At 64.3% G+C, this 16,021-nt stretch carries 16 protein-coding genes; 5 read left to right on the forward strand and 11 right to left on the reverse strand.

Going from position 1 to position 16,021, the window contains the following annotated elements; genetic code table 11:
- The first annotated feature begins 3 nt into the window (after window positions 1–3).
- Window positions 4–1,494: a choline-sulfatase gene (gene betC, locus LZ585_RS12560; RefSeq protein WP_256445619.1), complete on the forward strand. Its 1,491-nt coding sequence runs from the start codon at window positions 4–6 to the stop codon at window positions 1,492–1,494.
- 31 nt (window positions 1,495–1,525) lie between these two features.
- Here betC and LZ585_RS12565 read toward each other — a convergent pair whose 3' ends face one another.
- The 6 genes from LZ585_RS12565 to LZ585_RS12590 all read right to left on the reverse strand — a co-directional run bounded on the left by LZ585_RS12565 (window position 1,526) and on the right by LZ585_RS12590 (window position 4,778).
- The gene (locus LZ585_RS12565) at window positions 1,526–1,909 is read right to left on the reverse strand and encodes a DUF2852 domain-containing protein (RefSeq protein ID WP_234853876.1); all 384 of its coding nucleotides are present in this window, start codon (window positions 1,907–1,909) and stop codon (window positions 1,526–1,528) included.
- Window positions 1,910–2,010: 101 nt separating this feature from the next.
- Complete coding sequence (locus LZ585_RS12570; protein ID WP_234853877.1) at window positions 2,011–2,625, reverse strand: TetR/AcrR family transcriptional regulator; 615 nt, start codon at window positions 2,623–2,625, stop codon at window positions 2,011–2,013.
- A gap of 14 nt (window positions 2,626–2,639) precedes the next feature.
- Window positions 2,640–2,918: an HPr family phosphocarrier protein gene (locus LZ585_RS12575; protein WP_234853878.1), complete on the reverse strand. Its 279-nt coding sequence runs from the start codon at window positions 2,916–2,918 to the stop codon at window positions 2,640–2,642.
- The gene (locus LZ585_RS12580) at window positions 2,915–3,337 is read right to left on the reverse strand and encodes a PTS sugar transporter subunit IIA (RefSeq protein ID WP_234853879.1); all 423 of its coding nucleotides are present in this window, start codon (window positions 3,335–3,337) and stop codon (window positions 2,915–2,917) included. Before LZ585_RS12580 ends, LZ585_RS12575 begins: the two co-directional genes overlap by 4 nt.
- Window positions 3,334–4,335 (reverse strand): RNase adapter RapZ, encoded by a 1,002-nt coding sequence (gene rapZ, locus LZ585_RS12585; RefSeq protein WP_234853880.1) that lies wholly within the window; start codon window positions 4,333–4,335, stop codon window positions 3,334–3,336. The genes LZ585_RS12580 and rapZ overlap by 4 nt, the downstream gene beginning before the upstream one ends.
- Before the next feature lie 32 nt (window positions 4,336–4,367).
- Window positions 4,368–4,778, reverse strand: a complete 411-nt coding sequence (locus LZ585_RS12590; protein ID WP_256445621.1) for an HPr kinase/phosphorylase — start codon at window positions 4,776–4,778, stop codon at window positions 4,368–4,370.
- A 210-nt stretch (window positions 4,779–4,988) separates the two neighbouring features.
- Here LZ585_RS12590 and LZ585_RS12595 point away from each other — a divergent pair, with 210 nt between their 5' ends.
- Window positions 4,989–6,584, forward strand: a complete 1,596-nt coding sequence (locus tag LZ585_RS12595) for a phosphoenolpyruvate carboxykinase (protein ID WP_390625070.1) — start codon at window positions 4,989–4,991, stop codon at window positions 6,582–6,584.
- 136 nt (window positions 6,585–6,720) lie between these two features.
- On the opposite strand, the gene LZ585_RS12600 is transcribed toward LZ585_RS12595, so the two are convergent.
- The 4 genes from LZ585_RS12600 to LZ585_RS12615 all read right to left on the reverse strand — a co-directional run bounded on the left by LZ585_RS12600 (window position 6,721) and on the right by LZ585_RS12615 (window position 12,117).
- Complete coding sequence (locus tag LZ585_RS12600; protein ID WP_234853882.1) at window positions 6,721–8,721, reverse strand: PhoX family protein; 2,001 nt, start codon at window positions 8,719–8,721, stop codon at window positions 6,721–6,723.
- Window positions 8,722–8,876: 155 nt separating this feature from the next.
- Entirely contained in the window at window positions 8,877–9,803 is a 927-nt protein-coding gene (gene argF / locus LZ585_RS12605; protein WP_234853883.1) for an ornithine carbamoyltransferase, read from the reverse strand.
- Window positions 9,804–9,990: 187 nt separating this feature from the next.
- Window positions 9,991–11,157: an aspartate aminotransferase family protein gene (locus LZ585_RS12610; RefSeq protein WP_234853884.1), complete on the reverse strand. Its 1,167-nt coding sequence runs from the start codon at window positions 11,155–11,157 to the stop codon at window positions 9,991–9,993.
- 141 nt (window positions 11,158–11,298) lie between these two features.
- Window positions 11,299–12,117 (reverse strand): ABC transporter permease, encoded by an 819-nt coding sequence (locus LZ585_RS12615; RefSeq protein WP_234853885.1) that lies wholly within the window; start codon window positions 12,115–12,117, stop codon window positions 11,299–11,301.
- Between the two features lie 116 nt (window positions 12,118–12,233).
- On the opposite strand from LZ585_RS12615, the gene LZ585_RS12620 reads away from it, so the two are divergent.
- Complete coding sequence (locus tag LZ585_RS12620) at window positions 12,234–12,854, forward strand: GcrA family cell cycle regulator (RefSeq protein WP_234853886.1); 621 nt, start codon at window positions 12,234–12,236, stop codon at window positions 12,852–12,854.
- A 52-nt stretch (window positions 12,855–12,906) separates the two neighbouring features.
- Window positions 12,907–13,221, forward strand: a complete 315-nt coding sequence (locus LZ585_RS12625) for an MliC family protein (RefSeq protein WP_234853887.1) — start codon at window positions 12,907–12,909, stop codon at window positions 13,219–13,221.
- Here the strand turns inward: LZ585_RS12625 and nudC are convergent.
- Window positions 13,218–14,165: an NAD(+) diphosphatase gene (gene nudC, locus LZ585_RS12630; protein ID WP_234853888.1), complete on the reverse strand. Its 948-nt coding sequence runs from the start codon at window positions 14,163–14,165 to the stop codon at window positions 13,218–13,220. The two genes, LZ585_RS12625 and nudC, sit on opposite strands and share 4 nt — an antisense overlap.
- Before the next feature lie 99 nt (window positions 14,166–14,264).
- Here nudC and metG point away from each other — a divergent pair, with 99 nt between their 5' ends.
- Window positions 14,265–15,983 (forward strand): methionine--tRNA ligase, encoded by a 1,719-nt coding sequence (gene metG, locus LZ585_RS12635; protein WP_234853889.1) that lies wholly within the window; start codon window positions 14,265–14,267, stop codon window positions 15,981–15,983.
- The last annotated feature ends 38 nt before the right edge of the window (window positions 15,984–16,021 follow it).

Consider the following 16,021-nt stretch of genomic DNA (forward strand, 5'->3'; position numbering starts at 1 on the left):
ACCTTGAAGCCGAATATCCTGATCCTGATGGTGGACCAGCTGTCGGGGGTGCTTTTCCCCGACGGCCCGGCGCCCTTTCTGCACACGCCGAACCTGCGTCGGCTGGCCGAACGGTCGACGCGCTTTGCCAACACCTATACCGGCAGCCCGCTTTGTGCCCCCGCGCGGGCCAGCTTCATGTCGGGGCAGTTGCCGCGCCGGACGCGGGTCTATGACAACGCTGCGGAGTTTGCATCCGACATCCCGACCTATGCCCATCATCTGCGCCGGGGCGGATACCAGACCAGCCTGTCGGGCAAGATGCATTTCGTTGGGCCCGACCAGTTGCACGGGTTCGAGGAACGGCTGACGACCGACATCTATCCCGCCGATTTCGGCTGGACGCCCGATTACCGCAAGCCGGGCGAACGGATCGACTGGTGGTATCACAACCTCGGTTCCGTCACCGGCGCCGGGGTGGCGGAAATCACCAACCAGTATGAATACGACGACGAGGTGGCCTTCAACGCTTGCCGCAAGATCTATGACCTCTCGCGCGGCAAGGACCACCGCCCCTGGTGCCTGACGGTCAGCTTTACCCATCCGCACGACCCCTTTGTGGCGCGCCGCAAATACTGGGATCTGTACGAGGGCATTCCCGAGCTTGAGCCGCCTGCCGCCATCCCCTATGACGACATGGACCCTCATTCGCAGCGGCTGATGGATGCCTGCGACTGGCGCGCGCTTGAGATCACGCCCGACCATATCCGCCGCGCCAGGCAGGGATATTTCGCCAACATCACCTATGTTGACGAAAAGATCGGTGAAATTCTGGACGTGCTGGACCGCACGCGCCAAGACGCGATCGTCCTGTTCCTGTCCGACCACGGAGAGATGCTGGGCGAGCGCGGGATGTGGTTCAAGATGAACTTCTTCGAGGCGTCCGCCCGCGTGCCGCTGATGATCGCGGCGCCGGGGATGGCGCCAGGACGCGTGGACCAGCCGGTCAGCACCATCGACGTGCTGCCGACACTTTGCGACCTGGCAGGCCTGTCAATGGACGAGATTGCACCCTGGACAGACGGCCGGTCTTTGGCGCGCGGCGCGGCGCGTGGGCCTGTGCCGATGGAATATGCGGCCGAGGGCAGCGTGTCGCCCATGATCGCCCTTCGGGACGGTCGGTGGAAATATGTTGCCTGCAACGCCGATCCCGAGATGCTGTTCGATCTGGAAACTGACCCGGCAGAGCGCATGAACCTTGCGGGCGATCCCGAGCACGCTGTCACGGTGGGGCATCTGCGCGCCATGGCCATGCAGCACTGTGATCTGGACGCCTATGACGCCGAGGTGCGCCAGTCCCAGGCCCGTCGCTGGATCGTCTATGGGGCGCTGCGCAATGGGGCCTATTACCCCTGGGACCATCAGCCGCTGCAACTGGCGTCCGAGCGATATATGCGCAACCACATGGACCTGAACGTGCTGGAGGAAAGCCAGCGGTTCCCGCGCGGGGAATAAGGAAAGGGCCGGTCGTCCCGGCCCTTTTTCGTTATTGTGCCTCGGTCTTTTCGCCGCGGTTCTGCATGAACTGGTCGAATTCGGCCTTGTCCTTGGCCTCGCGCAGCTTTTGCAGGAAGTCCACGAACTCGCGGTGCTCATCCTCCAGCCGCTTCAGCGTTTCCTCACGATAGGCATCAAAGGCGCTGTTGCCGGTGGTGGGCGCGTAATAGCGGACGCGCGACTGACGGGTGCTGCAACCAAACATGCGTTTGCTCCAGATCATATAGCCCAGAAGGGCAAGTCCAAGGGGCCAGAAGGCAACAAAGCCGAGGATCATGGCGACGATCCAGGCCGCCTTGCCGCGCGCATCCAGCCAGTCGCGGGCGCGGGACAAGGGGCCCGCCACGCGCGAGGACATCGGATAGGCGGGCATTCGGGACGATGCGCTGTGCATCCAGGGAACCTCCATGTTAATGTTAATCACATTTACATAGATGGGCGGAGACAGCGGACCGTCAAGCGGCTGCCCGAAAATTATTCGCCGATCAGGCCAAGCCCCCGCAGATAGATGATGGCGCCGCTTTCCAGCATCTCGGACGGGCCGACGGGGCTGCGCCCGCCGGGCTTGCCGCGAGAGAACAGTTCGACCACGCCATGGCTTAGCGCCCAGATGTGGTTTGCCACCATCCGGGCGGGCGGGCGGCGATCAGGGGGAAGGCGTTCGGCCATGGTTTCAGCCGCGTCGATCAGCACCCGCTGCGCCCGTTCGGATGCTGCCGACAGATCGGCATTCCCGGCGATGGAAATCCCGGATTCGAACATTGCCATATAATATCCCGGCCGCTCGGCGGCAAAGTCCAGATAGGACTGGCCCATGCGCATGAAGGCGGTCAGCGGGCGAGGCCGGCCCCCGTCAAAGGCCCGTTCCAGCCGTTCGCCGAAATCGACAAATCCCTGCCGGGCCACTTCTTCCAGCAGATCGTCGCGCCCCTTGAAATGACGATACGGGGCTGCCGGCGAAACGCCTGCCCTGCGCGCGGCTTCGGACAAGGTAAAGGCAAGGGGGCCGGTTTCCTGGATCAGCAGGGCCGTGGCGTCGACAAGGGCCTGGCGCAGATTGCCGTGGTGATAGGTCTTGCGGTCGGGCACAGGATCCTGACCCTTCACATGCCTTCGCCGAAATAATCCGACACCAGGGCTTCCAGGGCGTCGGCCAGGGCTGCGGCCTCGCGGCCACTGGTCGTGACGGTGATCTGGCTGCCGCGCGGCGCGGTCAGCATCAGAAGACCCATGATCGAATCCCCTGACACGGCCATGCCATCCTTTTCCACCTGAGCTTGTGCGTCAAAGCGTTCGACCAGATCGACGAATTTCGCGCTGGCTCGGGCGTGCAGGCCCTTTTCATTGATGATGGCCAGCCGGCGCGTAATCGGCCCAGTCATCCGAAACGGGAACCCGTGTCAAAAGCTGCCTCGACCGGGACATTATAGGAGTTGATGTATTTGCGTCCGGCTTCCTTGGCGAAAGCCACGGCATCGGGCACCGGAAGGTGCCGCGACTTGGCCAGCTTCACCAGCATCGGCAGGTTGGCGCCATACAGGATGGTGCGGTCGCGCATCGCGCAGGCAGGCAGCGACAGGTTCGAGGGGGATCCCCCGAACAGGTCCGTCACCACCACCACGCCATTGCCGTCGTCCACCGAATTGGCGGCCGCCTGAATTTCCGCCGTCTTGGCCGCGCGGTCGTGATCATCCTCGATCGCGACGGCTGCAATGCCGTTTTGCGGACCAACCACATGTTCGATCGCCAACAGGTATTCCCTGGCAAGGCCGCCATGCGCCACGATCACGATTCCAATCAACGCGTTCCACCACGTTCAAAACCGCGCAGCCGGACCGTTTCCTGGGGAATGCACGCGGCATCCCCCAGGGAAGACGGCGCCGGAATGCGACGTTCAAGTTCCCTATGCCTTATTGACACCGGCCAGCCCGCCTTAGCAAGCACGGCAGCCACCATTTCAGCCAAAGTGACGGAACGGTGTTGCCCGCCCGTGCATCCAAAACCGACCGAAAGATGAGATTTTCCTTCCTCGACATAGGCGGGCAACAGAAACAATATCATTTCGCATACGCGATCCAGGAATTCCGCGAATCGCGAATCACCCGCCACATGATCCTGAACCGCGGCTTCGCGCCCCGTCAGGGGACGCAGGGCCGGTTCCCAGTGGGGATTGGTCAGGAAGCGGCAATCGAACATCATGTCGATGCCGCGCGGCACGCCGCGCTTATAGCTGAAGGAGTGCAAGGAGACGGTCAGTCTGCCATCAGGCCGGATGTCAAACCACCGCGTCAGTTCCGCTTTCAGGTCGTGGGGCGACAGGTCCGACGTATCCACCAGCACGTCGGCGCGCACCCGGATCGGCTGCAACAGGTCGATTTCCGCCATGACGCCCGTCGCAGGCCCGCTGTCGGGAGACAACGGATGACGGCGGCGGGTTTCGTTATAACGGCGTTCCAGCACCTCGGGGGCGCAGTCCAGGAACAGCACCTCGGGCGCATAGCGAGGGTCACGGGTCAGCCGATCGATCAGCTCGATCACATTGCTGGCCGAAAAGTCGCGGTTGCGCACATCCAGACCAAGGGCCAGCGGTTCAGGACGGCTGGGACCATCCAGCAAGCGCGGGATCAGCGACAAGGGCAGGTTGTCAATGGCCTCGAAACCCAGGTCTTCCAGCACGTTGATGGCGGTAGACCGGCCTGCGCCCGACGGGCCTGTGACCAGAACCAGCCGCTGCGCCCCGTCCGACGGGACGGCAGGGTCAACAGGGGTCTTGGTGGAATCTTCGGTCAAGGCGACCATCTTTCCTGCCTGAAAAGGATGCGGATCGTCCGTCATGCGACACGCCCGCCCAGCAAAAGCTGCCGCAGCGCAGCATGAAGATGCGGTCGATAAGGCCCTGTGACAAGGGGCAAGCCCATCCCCAGCACGTCATAGACACGCGACTGTGGCAGCCGATCCTCAGCCGCAGCCCCCAGATCGACCACCTGCGCGACCGTGACAGGCCCCGCAGGGTCCGCGTGCAGGATACCGATCCCCCGCGCCTCGATCCGGCCCGACAAGGCAGGAGGACAACTCGCAATGATTTCAACACCCTTGCGGCACAGGTCGGTTCGGTCGTCAGCCACCAGCATCGCACCCACCGCCATAAGGTCCAAGGCAAGCGTCGACTTTCCCGAACCGGACGGTCCCAAGATCATCAAGCCAGTGCCATTAATAGAGATTGTGGTCGCGTGAAGTTGCACTTCCGAATCACTCCTTCGATCCGATCATCTGCGAATTCCGCTAACACAGGGTTGAGAAACACTCTCGACGCGGACCGTTGGCGATAACATCACCTGTTTACGCTAACTGTTCGCGCCAACTTCTTTTTTGCCCTTTGGGCCGTGTTATAGGCCCCGCATACTGCTTCACGAACGTGTCGCAAGCCCAATCGAATGAGGAGCGTCGATATCATGGCCACCCGTGTAAACCCGGACTGCAAGCTTGAGGATCAGGGAATCGAGGGCCTTGGCCGGGTTTATTACAATCTTCTGGAACCGGCGTTGATGACCGAGGCGGTCGCGCGCAAGGAAGGCCAGATGGGATTGGGCGGCACCTTCCTGGTGTCCACCGGGGCGCATACCGGCCGTTCGCCCAAGGACAAGTTCGTGGTCCGCACCCCCGAGGTCGAGCACTCGATCTGGTGGGAAAACAACAAGCCGATGTCGTCCGAGGCCTTTGACCGGCTGTATGCCGACATGCTGGACCACATGAAGGGCCGCGATTACTTCGTGCAGGATCTGTTCGGCGGCGCCGACGCCGCCAACCGCCTAGACGTGCGTGTCGTGACCGAACTGGCCTGGCACGGGCTGTTCATCCGCCATCTGCTGCGCCGCCCGGATGCGGCGGAACTGGAAAGCTTCACCCCCGACTTCACCATCATCAACTGCCCCAGCTTCAAGGCCGATCCCGAACGCCATGGCTGCCGCAGCGAAACTGTGATCGCGCTGAACTTCGCGCGCAAGCTGATCCTGATCGGCAACACGGCCTATGCGGGCGAGAACAAGAAGTCGGTCTTCACGCTGCTGAACTATCTGCTGCCGGAAAAGGGCATCATGCCGATGCATTGTTCCGCCAACCACGCCATCGGCAACCCCGACGACAGCGCCGTTTTCTTCGGCCTGTCGGGCACCGGCAAGACCACGCTGTCGGCCGATCCCTCGCGCGTGCTGATCGGCGATGACGAACACGGCTGGTCGGACAAGGGCATCTTCAACTTTGAAGGCGGCTGCTATGCCAAGACCATCAACCTTTCGGCCAAGGCCGAGCCGGAAATCCACGCCACCTGCTCGCGTTTCGGCACCGTGATCGAGAACATGGTCTTTCACCCGGACACGCTGGAGCTGGACTTCGAGGACAACTCGATCACCGACAACATGCGCTGCGCCTATCCGCTGGAGGCGATCTCGAACGCCTCGGAAACCAGCCTGGGCGGACATCCGAAGAATATCATCATGCTGACCTGTGATGCCTACGGCGTGCTGCCGCCCATCGCGCGGTTGACCCCCGCGCAGGCCATGTATCACTTCCTGTCGGGCTTCACGTCCAAGACACCGGGAACCGAGGTCGGCATCGTTGAGCCTATCCCGACTTTCTCGACCTGCTTTGGCGCGCCTTTCATGCCGCGCCGGCCAGAAGTCTATGGCAAGCTCTTGCAGGAAAAGATCGCCCAGCACGGCGCCAGCTGCTGGCTGGTCAACACTGGCTGGACCGGGGGCGCCTTCGGCACCGGCAAGCGGATGCCCATCGCCGCGACCCGCGCCCTGCTGTCGGCGGCGTTGGACGGCAGTCTGAACGACGTGCAGTTCCGCAAGGATCCGAACTTCGGCTTCGAGGTTCCGGTCAGCGTGCCGGGCGTCGAGGACAGGCTGCTGGATCCGCGCCAGACCTGGGCCGACCCCGCCGCCTATGACAAGCAGGCCGCCAAGCTGGTGGGAATGTTCAGCGACAACTTCGCCCAATATCTGGGCGCGATCGACGACGAGGTTCGCGCGGCGGCCATCGGCTGATCGCCCGCCGAAGTCGAATGGAAAAGGCCGCGCGGATTGCGCGGCCTTTTGCTTTTGCGGCTTGCGGTGCGTGCAAAGCACGCACCCTACCGGATATTGGCCCTGCGTAGGGTGCGTGCTTGCACGCACCATGAACCTATCCGATCCGGCCGCCGCCCTGTTTCGTGATTGCCACCACCGCCGGGCGCACCGGCATGGCGTCGTTGAAGTCCGGCCAGCGGGTGGAAAGATCCTCGTAATACGACGGGCGGCCATGGCCTTCCCAGTCTTCGCCCCCGTCGCCCGGATGCTGGACCGCGACGAAGAAGGTGGTCATGTCCTCGGTGATGCAGGGTCCGCACAACTCTCCACCGACCGGCACGCGATAGAACAGCCGCGACGTGCCGCGCGCGGTGCCCTCGGTATCCACCGCCCACAGCCCGTCCGTGCGCCCCGTGTCCTCCATCGAATTGCCGTCGGTGGACACCCACAGCCGACCATCCGTATCGACTGCGGCGTTGTCCGGCATCCCGAACCAGCCGTTCGCCGTGGTTTCGGTCGAGAAGGTCGCGCCCACCTCGGCAATGCTTGGATCGCCGCATTTCACCAGGATTTCCCAGGTGCCGGTGGTGGCGGTGAAATCGCCGTCCTGTTCGATGATCTCGACGATATGGCCGAAGGCGTTGTCCATGCGGGGGTTGGCGCCGTTTGCTTCCTTGCGCTTGGTGTTGTTGGTCAGCATGACATAGGCGCGGCCCGTCAGCGGGTTCGGCTGGATGTCCTCGGGACGGTCCATCGGGGTCGCTTCCAGCAGGTCGGCGGCGCGGCGGGTGTCGATCAGGACATCGGCCTGGGTCGGAAAGCCGTTGGCGGCTGTCAGCGGGCCTTGGCCCTGAACCAGCGGCAGCCATTCGACACGGCCATCATCGTGGAAGCGCGCGACATACAGCACGCCCTCGTCCAGCAGGTCCATGTTCTGGGCGCGGTCATCGGGATTGTATTTTCCCGCCGTCACGAACTTGTAGACGTAATCGAAGCGTTCATCGTCGCCCAGATAGAAGACCACGCGGCCATCCTTGGCCACGACGCTTTCCGCGCCCTCGTGCTTGAAGCGGCCAAGCGCGGTGCGCTTTTTCGGGGTCGAGGTTGGATCCATCACGTCCACCTCGACGATCCAGCCGAAGCGGTTGGCCTCGTTCGGGTGCTTGGACACATTGAAGCGGTCGTGGAAGCGGCCCCAGGAATAGGTCGAATCCGGGATTCCCAACCTTTCATAGTTTGCAGCTTCGGCGTGACCTTCGGGCAAATCGCCTGTGAAATAACCGTGGATGTTCTCCTCGGCCATGATGTAGGTGCCCCAGGGGGTCACGCCGCCCGCGCAATTGTTGATGGTGCCAAGAACCTTGCGGCCCGAGGGATCGGCTGCCGTTTGCAGGCGTGCATGGCCCGCCGCCGGACCCGACAGCTCCATGGCGGTCTTGGCGGTGATGCGGCGGTTCAGCGCGCCGTCCAGCACCGGCTGCCATTTGCCATCCACGCGGCGGATTTCAATGATCGTGCCGCCATGGGCCGCCATCTCGATGTTCACGCGGGTTTCGTTGGCTTCAGCGATCTGGATCTCGCCGTCCTTGATGGTAACGATGCCGGGGAACATCAGGTGTTCGTTGGTGTATTCGTGGTTCACGACCAGCAGGCCCCGGTCGTCGGCGCCGTCGAGCGGGATGAAGCCCACGAAGTCGTTGTTATAGCCGAACTGGCGTTCCTGCGCAGCCTCGGACTGGTTTAGCGGGTCGAAGTCGGGCGCGTCTGCGAACACCTTGTCGCCCCAGCGCAGCAGCACGTCGGCGTCATAGCCTTGGGCGACATGATGGTTGGCGTCCACGCCTGCCGTCACTTCGGAGAAATTGAAGGCCGAACCCGGCACCCGGCCTTGCGCATCCGTCGCCGCCTGCGCGTCGCCCGCCGACAACAGCGCAATCGGGCTGACCGTGGCGGAAATTGCCGTCACGGCCATTGCGCCTTGCAGGAAGCCGCGCCGGGAAAAGCGGGACGCGATGATCTCGCCCATGGTGCGGTTGGCGGTGGGGTTCAGGCCGGGGCCGTCGGCCTCCTCCAGCTTGCTGGTGCGAAAGATGTTGCGGGTCTGCTGGTCACGCATCGCGCTCTCCTGGCTGGTCGTTGGGGCCGGTCATAGCCTGTCGGGCAGCGGATAGGCGGGCGGTGCGACAGTGATGCGTCAGCAGTGTGAAGGTTTTTCGAAACCGCCAAGGAATGGCGAAACGCCCGCCAATGGCGGGCGTTCGCTTTATCGGCCTAGACGCCCAGGCACCACCGCATCACGGCCTTCTGGGCGTGCAGCCGGTTCTCGGCCTCGTCCCAGATCACCGAATGGGGGCCGTCCATGACGGCGCTTGTCACCTCGTCCTCTCGGTGCGCGGGCAGGCAGTGCATGAACAGGCTGTCGGATTTGGCGCGCGCCATCAGCGCCTCGTTGACCTGATAGCCGCGCAACTGGTTGTGGCGGCGTTCCTTGGCCGACTGGGGGTCGTGCATGGACACCCAGGTATCGGCAATGACCAGATCGGCGCCCTCGACCGCCTGGGCGGGGTCGCGCACGATCTCGGCCCGGACGCCCTGGGCGCGTGCGAAATCAAGCGCCTCGCGCTCGGGATCCAGCGGGGGCGGACCGCTGAAGGTGAAGTCGTATCCGAACTGGCCCGCGCCATGGATCACGCTGGCGCAGACATTGTTGCCGTCGCCGACCCAGACCACCTTCTTGCCCGCGATCGGCCCGCGATGTTCCTCGAAGGTCATCACGTCGGCCATGATCTGGCAGGGATGGGTCCGGTTCGTCAGGCCGTTGATGACGGGGACGGTGGCATGTTCCGCCATTTCCAGCAGCGTCGCTTCCTCGAAGGTGCGGATCATGATCAGATCGACATAGCGCGACAGCACGCGGGCGGTATCGGCAATGGTCTCGCCATGTCCCAGCTGCATCTCTGACCCTGACAGGACCATGGTTTGCCCGCCCATCTGGCGCACGCCCACGTCGAAGCTGACGCGCGTGCGGGTGGACGGTTTTTCAAAGATCAGCGCGACCATGCGGCCCGCCAGGGGCTGTTCGTCGTCGGTCATGCCCTTGGGGCGATTGTTGCGCGCGGTCTTCATGGCAAGCGCCTGGTCGATGATCGACCGCAGATCCGCCTTGCCGGTGGTGTGAATGTCCAGAAAATGCTTCATCTTTTCGTCTTTCGCGATTTGGGCAAGGAAGCCCGCTTGGCGTTCCGCGGTCAAGAGGGGGCGCTGCCCCCACGCGCGTGCCGCGCGTTCCCCCGGGATATTTGCGTGAAGAAGAAGCGCTTATCGTCGGCGTGTCAGCAGGCGGCAGGGATGGTTCCTGCCGCCGATGCCGTGTCTGGGTGCAAGGTCAGCCAAGGCTTGCCGCCGCGCGGTCGAGCCGCGCCACGGCCTCGGCAATCTCGTCATCGGTGATGTTCAGGGGCGGCAGCAGGCGCAGGGTATTGTCGGCGGCGGGCACGGTCAGCAGGTGCTGGGCATAGCCCGCCTTGACCACATCCGTGGGCGCGACCTTGCATTTCAGGCCCAGCATCAGGCCCTGGCCGCGCACGGCTTCGAACACATCGGGATGGGCGGCGACCAGGCCTTCCAGCCTTTGGCGGAACAGGGCGGCCTTGCGGTTGACCTCGGCCAGGAAGGAATCGTTGGCCACGATCTCCATCACCCGTGCGCCCACGGCACAGGCGAGGGGGTTGCCGCCATAGGTGGACCCATGCGTGCCCGCGACCATGCCTGCAGCGGCCTGTTCCGTGGCCAGCACCGCGCCCAGCGGGAAGCCGCCGCCGAGGCCCTTGGCGACCATCATGATGTCGGGCGCAATGCCCGCATATTCATGCGCGAACAGGCGGCCGGTGCGGCCCATGCCGCATTGCACCTCGTCCAGCACCAGCAGCGCGCCGTATTGGTCGCAAAGGTTACGGATCTCGCGTAAGTCGGCGTCGGGCAGCGGGCGGATGCCGCCCTCGCCCTGCACGGGCTCCAGCATGACGGCGGCGGTCTTGTCGCTGATGGCGGACTTCAGCGCATCCAGATCGCCCCAGGGCAGCGTGCGGAAGCCGGGCATCAGGGGGCCGAAGCCCTTGGTCATCTTTTCCGACCCCGAGGCTGCGATGGCGCCAGTGGAACGGCCGTGAAAGGCGCCTTCGAAGGTCAGGATCTCGATGCGGTCCTGATCCTGGTCGTGCCAGTACTTGCGGACCATCTTGATCGCCAGTTCGGCGGCCTCGGTGCCCGAATTGGTGATGAAGGCGGTATCGGCGAAGGTGTGTTCGACCAGCAGGTCGGCCAGCCGTTCCTGCTGCGGGATCTGATAAAGGTTCGAGACGTGCCAAATCTTGCCCGCCTGTTCGGTCAGCGCGGCCACCAGGTCAGGGTTCGCATGGCCCAGCACATTCACCGCGATGCCCGATCCCAGATCCAGGTATCGGCTGCCGTCCGTGGCGATGGCCCAGGCCCCCTCGCCCTGGTCAAAGGCGATGGGCGCGCGGTTATAGGTCGGCAGGACGTGCGAAATCATAGGGGACTCCCCGATTGGCAGGACGGAATGTGAGGGCAGGCGGGATCGGACGGTGACTTGGCGTCAACGTCGGGGACGGGCTGCAAAGGCGGTCCATGCGATCATGGCATCGGCCATAACGCCGATTCGGGCCTCGCGCAATCACGCTTTCATCCGATAGCCGGTTTTCAGCCAGTGCCAGGCCAGCCACAGGATCAGCGCGACAACCATGATGCAAACCAGCAGCCCCCGCCACACCGATGCGTCGCTGACCCCGGTGACGCCATAGCGCGCCCCGTCGATCAGGTAGAAGACCGGGTTCCAGTGCGACAGCGTGCGGAACGGCTCGGGCAGGGCCTGGACGGAATAGAAGGTGCCCGACAGAAAGGACAGGGGCGTGATGATGAAGTTGCTGATCGCCGCCATCTGGTCGAACTTCTGCGCCAGCACCCCGGCCAGGATCCCCAGGCCCCCCAGCATCAGCGCAGCCAGCAGGACAAAGGCCAGCGTCCAGCCGGGATGCGCGATCCCCTGACCCGTGACCAGGACCATGCCGGTCCCGATCACCGCGCCCACCAGGCCTGCGCGCACGACCGACCCCGCCAGATAGCCTGCCAGCAATTCCCCCGCCGACAAGGGCGGCATCAGCGTGTCTACGATGTTGCCCTGCACCTTGGCCGAGGTGATCGAGCTGGACGTGTTGGCGAAGGCGTTCTGGATCACCGTCATCATCAGGATGCCCGGCCCCAGGAAGACCAGATAGGGCAGGCCCATCACCTGTCCCCGCCCCTGCCCCATGGCCAGGGCAAAGATCAGCACGAACAATGCCGCCGTCATCAGGGGGGCAAAGATCGTCTGCTGCCAGACGGCCATGAAGCGCATCACCTCGCGCCTGGCAAGGGTTTGCAGGCCCAGCCAGTTGACGCGGCCGAAACGGCGCACGCCCATGGCGGGGGTTTCGGTGCGGATTATGGGCGACATCAGGCGGTCCTTGAATTTCTGCGCATCGGCGGCTAAATCTCGGCATCCCGTTTCTGACGGGGGCAATCGCAGGTTTCAAGATGGGGCGGCGCAGATGCACGCCCGGAAAGGCAGCCATGTCCTGGACGGATGAACGCGTCGAGACGCTGAAGCGCATGTGGTCCGAAGGCCAGTCCGCCAGTGCCATCGCCAAGGAACTGGGCGGCGTGACCCGCAACGCCGTGATCGGCAAGGTTCACCGCCTTGGCCTGTCGAACCGCAACGACGAACCCGAGCCTGCCCCCGCGCCTGCCCCGGAGCCCGTTGCCGAAAAGAAGGCGGACCGCAAGCCCGCCCCCGCCGCCCAAGCCGCCCCGCGTCCCGAACCGCAGCAGCCGCCCGAGCCTGCCGCCCCCGCGCGAGAGGCTCCCGCCGAGGAAGAACCCGTGTCCCAGCCCGTTTTCACCCCCGTTCCGCGCCGCCCCATCGTGCCGGCGGGCCAGCCCCTGCCGCCGCAGCCTTCCGCCAACGAGATCAGCCCAGAAACCCTGGCATCCGTCCGCGAGGTGGAAAAGCGTGCCAAGAAGCTGACCCTGATGGAATTGACGGAACGCACCTGCAAATGGCCCATCGGCGATCCTGCGACCGACAAGTTCTGGTTCTGCGGATTGCCCAGCCAGGCGGGCAAGCCTTATTGCGACGCCCATGTCAGCGTGGCCTTTCAACCGATGAGTTCGCGGCGCGACCGGCGGCGGTAAGGCCTGCCACAAGGGTTTGATCATGATGCGCCCGTCTTGCCTCACCCTTGCCATGACCGCCCTCCTGTCCGGTCCCGGACAGGCGCAGACCACCCTGTCCCTGCCCCTGGACGGCGCAACGCTGGACGACATCACCTATTTCTGCGACGGCGGCGCCCTTGTGCAGGTCAGCTACCTTGACGCCGGGCCGAACAGCCTGGCGCTGTTGCCCATTGACGGGGAACAGCGGATCTTCGTCAATGTGATCGCGGCATCGGGCGTGCGCTATGTTTCGGGCGAATACGAATGGTGGGCCAAGGGCCGCAACGCCAGCCTGACCAATGCCATGGACGACGCCGCCACCCGGTCCTGCGTGCAGACGGATTAAAGGCCCGGCACCCGGTCTTCGACCCAGGCGCGCAGGATCGTCTGGGCGATGGCACCCTTGCGCGCCGGCCGGATGCGGCCGTGCTTTCCGGCCAGGGCATCCGCCATTTCGGCCTTGCCGGCCCACAGCGCGTCTTCCAGTTCAACAGGGTCCATGGTGATCGCGCTTGTTTCGGCCCGCGCCACGCAACCGATCATCAGGGATGCGGGGAACGGCCAGGGTTGAGAGGTCAGATAGCGGACTGCACCCACCCGGACCCCCGTTTCCTCGTGAACCTCGCGGCGCACGGCTTCCTCGATCGTTTCGCCCGGTTCGACGAAACCGGCCAGCAGGGAATACATCCCGTCATCCCAGCCGGGCTGGCGGCCCAGCAGCACGCGGTCGCCGTCCAGCACCAGCATGATGACAACCGGATCGGTGCGCGGAAAATGCGGCCGCTTGCAGGCGGGACAGTCGAAACGCCAGCCAGCATGGGCGACGATGTTGCGCGCCCCACAATTGGAACAGAACCCGTGACTGCGGCGCCATTCGAAGATGCCCTTGGCCGGGGCGGCGATGGCGGCATCGCGATGATCCAGGTCGCCCAGCACGGCGCGCAGGTCGATGAACCCTTGCGTCGCGGGCAGGCCCAGGTCGGTGGCCGGATCGCCGTCGGGCGGCGCCAGGCCTGACAGGTCAATGGCGAAATGCGCGCATCCGCCGTCGTCCAAACCCAGGAACAGCGCCGTATCGGCCTGTCCCGCCACGACCGGATCGGTCGACCCCCACCAGACCAGCCGCGGACCGGCATCCGTCGAATCGAACAGCGGCTTGCCTTGCCAGAAGGGCAGCACGCGGCTGGCAGGATCGGCCAGATATCGCGCCATGGCCCCTCCGTCGCCGCGCAGCCGGTCGGCGCGGTCCAGGTAGCTGCCGCCAAAGGTGATTTCGGATTCGTCGATCATGGCCGCGACGCTGCACCGTCTGGCGGGCGGCGGCAAGCCCCGGCACTTTTCATCGCAGCCCAAGACGGCTAGAGACGGTGCGACCCAAAGGACGCGACCATGGCCCGCCATCTCATCACCTCTGCCCTGCCCTATATCAACGGCATCAAGCACCTGGGGAACCTTGTCGGATCCCAGCTGCCCGCCGATCTTTACGCCCGTTACCTCCGGGCGCGGGGGCACGAGGTGATGTTCATCTGCGCCACCGACGAACATGGCACGCCCGCCGAACTGGCCGCTGCCAAGACGGGCGAACCCGTGGCCGATTACTGCGCGCGGATGCATGGGGTGCAGACGGAACTGGCGCGCGGCTTTGGCCTGTCCTTCGATCATTACGGCCGGTCCTCCAGCCCCCGGAACCACGCGCTGACCCAGCATTTCGCGGGCCGCCTGGCCGAGAACGGCTTTATTTCCGAGGTCAGCGAAAAGCAGGTCTATTCCGTCGATGACGGCCGCTTCCTGCCCGACCGCTATATCGAGGGCACCTGCCCCAATTGCGGATATGACAAGGCGCGCGGCGACCAGTGCGAGAACTGCACCAAGCAGCTTGACCCGACCGACCTGATCGACCCGCGCAGCGCCATCAGCGGAAGCACCAACCTTGAGGTGCGGGAAACCAAGCACCTGTATCTGCGCCAATCTGCGCTGAAGGACCAGATCAGCGACTGGATCGACAGCAAGACCGACTGGCCGATCCTGACCACCTCGATCGCGCGCAAATGGCTGGACGACGGCGAGGGGTTGCAGGACCGCGGCATCACCCGCGACCTGCATTGGGGCGTGCCGGTCAAGCGCGGCGACCAGCCCTGGCCGGGGATGGAGGGCAAGGTCTTCTATGTCTGGTTCGACGCGCCCGTCGAATACATCGCCGCGACCGCCGAATGGGCCGATGCCCATGGCAAGACGGATGCCGACTGGCGCCGCTGGTGGCGCCGCGACGAAGGCGCGGATGACGTGACCTATACCCAGTTCATGGGCAAGGATAACGTCCCCTTCCACACCCTGTCCTTTCCCGCCACCCTGATCGGGTCCGGCGAGCCGTGGCGGATGGTCGATTACATCAAGTCCTTCAACTATCTGACCTATGACGGCGGGCAGTTCAGCACCTCTCAGGGGCGCGGCGTCTTCATGGACCATGCGCTTGAAATCCTGCCCGCCGATTACTGGCGGTGGTGGCTGCTGTCCCACGCCCCCGAATCCGGCGACAGCGAGTTCACCTGGGAGAATTTCCAGCAATCCGTGAACAAGGATCTGGCCGATGTCCTGGGCAATTTCGTCAGCCGCATCACCAAGTTCTGCCGGTCCAAGTTCGGCGAAACAATCCCCGAGGGTGGCGAATACGGTCCCGAGGAAACCCGGCTGATCGACACGCTGACTACCCGCATCTGCGCCTATGAAGGCTTTATGGCCGCGATGGAGGTCCGCAAGTCGGCCGGTGAACTGCGCGCGATCTGGGTTCTGGGCAACGAATACCTGCAATCCGCAGCCCCCTGGTCCACGCACAAGACCGACCCGCAAAAGGCCGCGATGCAGGTGCGCCTGGGCCTGAACCTGATCCGCCTTTATGCGGTGCTGTCCGCGCCCTTCATTCCCTTTGCCGCCAGGTCGATGCTAGAGGCGATGGGAACCACGGATGAGGCCTGGCCCGACGACGTGGCGGGTGCCCTGACTGCGCTGGCGCCCGGCCATGCCTTCTCCGTGCCAGAGGTGCTGTTCGCCAAGATCAGCGACGAAAGCCGCGTCGAATGGGAGGAACGCTTCAAGGGCGTTCGGACCTGACAGGGCTCCTGTGGCCATCAAGCCACAGGAAGGCCCTC

It is taken from the genome of Paracoccus everestensis (genome assembly GCF_021491915.1).
Classification (GTDB): Bacteria; Pseudomonadota; Alphaproteobacteria; order Rhodobacterales; family Rhodobacteraceae; genus Paracoccus; species Paracoccus everestensis.